The following is a 4163-nucleotide window of genomic DNA, read 5'->3' on the forward strand; positions in this document are numbered from 1 at the left end:
GAACATCTCGCGCATGCGGGCCTCCGACACCGGGCTCTCCACCACCACGACGATCTCGGGCTTGTTGGAGGAGGCTCGGACGAGGCCCCAGGTGCCGTCCTCGGTCAGCACGCGCGCGCCGTTGACCGTGACGAGGTCCACGATCGCCCCGCCGGCGAAGCTCTCGCCCGACGCCTTCATGGCCTCCAGCTTCTCGCGGACGCCGGCCACCACGTCGTACTTGGTCTCGTCGGCGCACGTCGCCGACATCGTGGGCGAGCCCCAGGTGTGCGGCAGGGCGCGGTAGAGGTCGGCCATGGACTTGTCCGGCGCGCGGTCGAGCATGTCGCAGATGGCGATGGCCGAGACGAGCGCGTCGTCGTAGCCGCGGCCGATCGGGGCGTTGAAGAAATAGTGGCCGGATTTCTCGAATCCGGCGAGGGCGTTGAGCTCGTTGACCCGGCGCTTGATGTAGGAGTGGCCGGTTTTCCAGTAGTCCGGCTTGACCTCGTTCCTGATCAGCACCGGATCGGTGGCGTAGAGGCCGGTCGACTTGACGTCGACGACGAAGGTCGCGCCCTTGTGGAGGGTCGAGAGGTCGCGGGCGAGCATCACGCCGACCTTGTCGGCGAAGATCTCCTCGCCCTCGTTGTCGACCACGCCGCAGCGGTCGCCGTCGCCGTCGAAGCCGAGGCCGATGTCGGCATTGTGCTCCTTCACCGCGTGGGCGATGGCGTGGAGCATCTCCATGTCCTCGGGATTGGGGTTGTAGCGCGGGAAGGTGTAGTCGAGCTCGGTGTCGAGCGGGATGACGTCGGCGCCGAGCGCCTTGAGGACGCCGGGCACGAAGGCGCCCGCCGTGCCGTTGCCGCAGGCGGCCACCACCCTGATCGGCCGCTTCAGCTTCGGCCGGGCGGTCAGGTCGGAGGCATAGCGCTCGGCGAAATTCTCGACGAAGACATAAGAGCCCTCGTGCTTGAGGTCGAAGGAGGCGTCGAGGACGATGTTCTTCAACCGGCCGATCTCGTCGGGACCGAAGGTGATCGGCCGCTGCGAGCCCATCTTGACGCCGGTCCAGCCATTCTCGTTATGCGACGCGGTGACCATTGCGACCGCCGGCACGTCGAGCGAGAACTGGGCGAAATAGGCCATCGGCGTCATCGCCATGCCGATGTCGTAGACCCGGCAGCCGGAGGCCATCAGCCCGGTGATCAGGGCGAGCTTGATCGACGAGGAATAGGCCCGGTAGTCGTGGCCGGTGACGATCTCCCTGCGGACGCCCATCTGACCGAGCAGCGTGCCGATGCCCATGCCGAGCGCCGTCACCCCCATCAGGTTGAGTTCCGGCGCCTTGTCGGAGCTGGGGATACCGTACCACCAGCGCGCGTCATACTCGCGGAAGCCGGTCGCCTTGACGAGCGGCGTCGTCTCGAAGGCAAGGGTGTTGGGACGCAGGTCGGGAATCGGTCTGGGAAACATCGGTCCATCCTCTGGAGCGGAGACATCCGGGTCATACCAGAGCCCCGGCGGACGGGAAAGGCAAGCTATTGGACGAGAAGCAGGCGCGTCCCCGATAGTTCGAACTTCGACAGGCGGCGGAGGAAGCTCATGCCAAGCAGGTTGGTCTGGAGCAGGCCGTCGGGAACCACCAGCGCTTCGACGTCGCGCATCCGGATACCGCCGAGCCGGACCTCGGAGAGGGCGACGCCTGCCGCCTCCACGGTGCCGTTGGCGGTCGAAACCGGGATCGTATAGGCGCTGCGCGGCGGATTGATTCCGATCCGGCGGGCCGTCTCGGCATTGAGCGCGACGGTGCTCGCGCCGGTATCGACCATCGCCTCGATCGCGCGGCCGTTGACCGCGGCATCGACGAGAAAGTGGCCGCGGCGGTCGGCTTCGAGGATCATGCGCCGGCTGTTGACGACCTGCCGCCGCGCCGGCTCCCCGCGGGCGGGCGGCTCGATCACGCGATGGCCGACCAGATTGGCGAGCAAGCCGGGCGCGAGCTTCGGCACGCCGACGGCGGCGGCAACGGCGACCACGGCGATGATGAGGAGCCTGGGACCCATCCGGCGGCGCTTCGCTCTTCTTTCCCTGCGGATGACGGGACGATCCCCGTTCGGGGCCGCCACCATCGCGCGAAAAGACTAACGCGGCGCCAAGCGCCGGGGACCGGCCGGCGACATCGTTAAGAGGCCGTTAACGCCGGTCTGCCGGCACCGCCGCTCACCTAGAGCCAGCCGCCGTCGAAGACGATGCTCTGGTTGGTGACCGCCGAGGCCTCGTCGGAAGCGTAGAACAGCACCGCCCGGGCGATGTCGTCGGGCCCGAGGGTGCGCTGCAGGCACTGGTCCCTCATCAGTTGCTCGAGCGCTTCCGGCGTCACCCACAGCTCCTTCTGGCGCTTGGTCATGATCCAGCCGGGGGCGACCGAGTTGATCCGGATATTGTGCTGGCCGAGCTCATGGGCGAGGCCGCGGGTCAGGCCGATGACGCCCGCCTTTGCCGCAGTGTAGACCGGCAGCCCGCCGAAGGCGACCATCCAGGAGGTCGAACCCATGTTGACGATGGCGCCGTTGCCGGCCTTCTTCATGTCGTCGACGACGGCCTGGATGGTGAAGAACTGGTGCTTCAGGTTGACCCGGATCCGGTCGTCGAAATATTCCGAGGTCACTTCCTTCAGGGTATGGCGCTCGTCATGGGCGGCGTTGTTGATCAGGATGGTGATCGGTCCGAGCGCCTTGCGCACCGACTTGATCGCCTTGCGCAGCGCATCGATGTCGGCCAGGTCGCAATGCTCGAAATGGACCTTCTGCTTCTTGCGCTTCAGCCTGGCGACAAGGGCCTTCGATTCCTTCTCCTTGATGTCGATGAAGCCGACCTTGGAGCCCTGGGCCGCGAAATGCGTGACGATCGATTCGCCGATGCCGCTGCCGCCACCGGTGACCAGGACGGTTCGGCCCTTCAGGCTCGGATAGATGGCGCCGTATTTCATAGTCGCTCCCCAATCTCTGCTTCCGGCGGTGCTTCTTGGTCACACTCGACGCCGTTCCGTCCGGAAGGCCGCTTTTTCGGCGTGATTCGAGCGGACGTCGCGTATAACATTTCCTAACCAGGACCGCTCCATATAGGCTATCGGTCCTGTCCGGGGGAATTTGACCAGATGCGCCTTGCCGTTTTCGCCACTTTGATCGCTGCCGGGGCGAGCCTCGGATTCACCGGTGCGAAGGCCGAGGACGCGCTTGTCGGCGGCGGTCCGCAATATCTCATCGATGTCGGCATTGGCGCCGCCGTGAAGCCCAAATATCCGGGCGCCGATTCCTATATCGTCGTGCCCTATCCGCTGTTCGGCGTCGGCCGCTTCTATATTCCCGGCGTCGGGGAGCGCGAGTCCGGGGCTCGCGGCTTCTACCTCTTCCCGTCCTTCGGCTATCAGGCCGAGCGGAACCCGAATGACGACAACAGCCTGAAAGGCACCAACAAGGTGCCGTGGACGCTCGAGCTCGGCCTCGGCGCCGGCGTGCGGGGCCAGTGGCTGAACAGCTTCGTCACGCTCCGCCAGGGCATCAACGGCACCGATGGCCAGGTCGGCGGTCTCGGCGTCGACGTGGTCCTGCCGGTCACGCCGAATTTCGACGTCGCCTTCGGGCCGCGCGCCAGCTTCGCCTCGCAGGATTATATGGAGACCTATTTCGGCGTCACCGGCAAGGAAGCGTCGAAGGGATCGCTGTCGAAATTCAAGCCCGACGCCGGCTTCAAGACGGTGGGGCTCGCGGCCAGCGCCAGCTACAAGCTGACCGAGCGGACGAAGCTGCGCTTCACCGGAAGCTACAACCGCTTCGTCGGCGACGCCGACAAGAGCCCGATCGTCAAGGCCGGCAGCCGCGACCAGTGGATGGCCGGCGTCGGCATCACCTATCGCCTCGGCTTCAACCTGTTCCGCTGACCGCCGGGCGTAAGCCCCTTCGCCGTCCTGACGGGTATCCCAAACCCGAACCCCGCCATCCTGAGGTGCTCGCCACGACGTGGCGAGCCTCGAAGGACGCACCACGATCCATCCCGTCACCAGCGCGCGGCCCGTCAGGAGCATTGCGTCCTTCGAGGCTCGGGCTCCGCCCTCGCACCTCAGGATGACGGGGAGGGGCGTGTTGGAGCGTTGCTCGGGCTCCGCCTCGCACCCCCGA

4 protein-coding genes are annotated in these 4163 nt (G+C 66.3%); 1 reads left to right on the forward strand and 3 read right to left on the reverse strand.

Annotated features, from left to right (window positions below):
* The 3 genes from KDJ86_RS15670 to KDJ86_RS15680 all read right to left on the reverse strand — a co-directional run.
* Positions 1–1458: phosphomannomutase/phosphoglucomutase (locus KDJ86_RS15670; protein ID WP_291747865.1), on the reverse strand; the 1458-nt coding region annotated here is incomplete at its 3' end.
* A 65-nt stretch (positions 1459–1523) separates the two neighbouring features.
* On the reverse strand, positions 1524–2048 hold the full coding sequence (locus KDJ86_RS15675) for a TIGR02281 family clan AA aspartic protease (RefSeq protein ID WP_291747868.1): 525 nt from the start codon (positions 2046–2048) through the stop codon (positions 1524–1526).
* 161 nt (positions 2049–2209) lie between these two features.
* Positions 2210–2974 (reverse strand): SDR family NAD(P)-dependent oxidoreductase, encoded by a 765-nt coding sequence (locus tag KDJ86_RS15680; RefSeq protein WP_291747870.1) that lies wholly within the window; start codon positions 2972–2974, stop codon positions 2210–2212.
* Positions 2975–3142: 168 nt separating this feature from the next.
* On the opposite strand from KDJ86_RS15680, the gene KDJ86_RS15685 reads away from it, so the two are divergent.
* Positions 3143–3925 carry a MipA/OmpV family protein gene (locus tag KDJ86_RS15685; RefSeq protein ID WP_291747872.1) on the forward strand — a complete coding sequence of 261 codons (783 nt, stop codon included), beginning with the start codon at positions 3143–3145 and terminating at the stop codon, positions 3923–3925.
* Positions 3926–4163 lie beyond the last annotated feature (238 nt).

Origin of the sequence: Bauldia sp., assembly GCF_020442045.1 — a bacterium.
GTDB lineage: Bacteria > Pseudomonadota > Alphaproteobacteria > Rhizobiales > Kaistiaceae > Bauldia.

Bases quoted from the DNA above. Each gene is read 5' to 3' on its own strand.
- KDJ86_RS15680 (WP_291747870.1), bottom strand. From the start codon at position 2,974: ATGAAATACGGCGCCATCTATCCGAGCCTGAAGGGCCGAACCGTCCTG.
- KDJ86_RS15685 (WP_291747872.1), top strand. From the start codon at position 3,143: ATGCGCCTTGCCGTTTTCGCCACTTTGATCGCTGCCGGGGCGAGCCTC.
- KDJ86_RS15675 (WP_291747868.1), bottom strand. From the start codon at position 2,048: ATGGGTCCCAGGCTCCTCATCATCGCCGTGGTCGCCGTTGCCGCCGCC.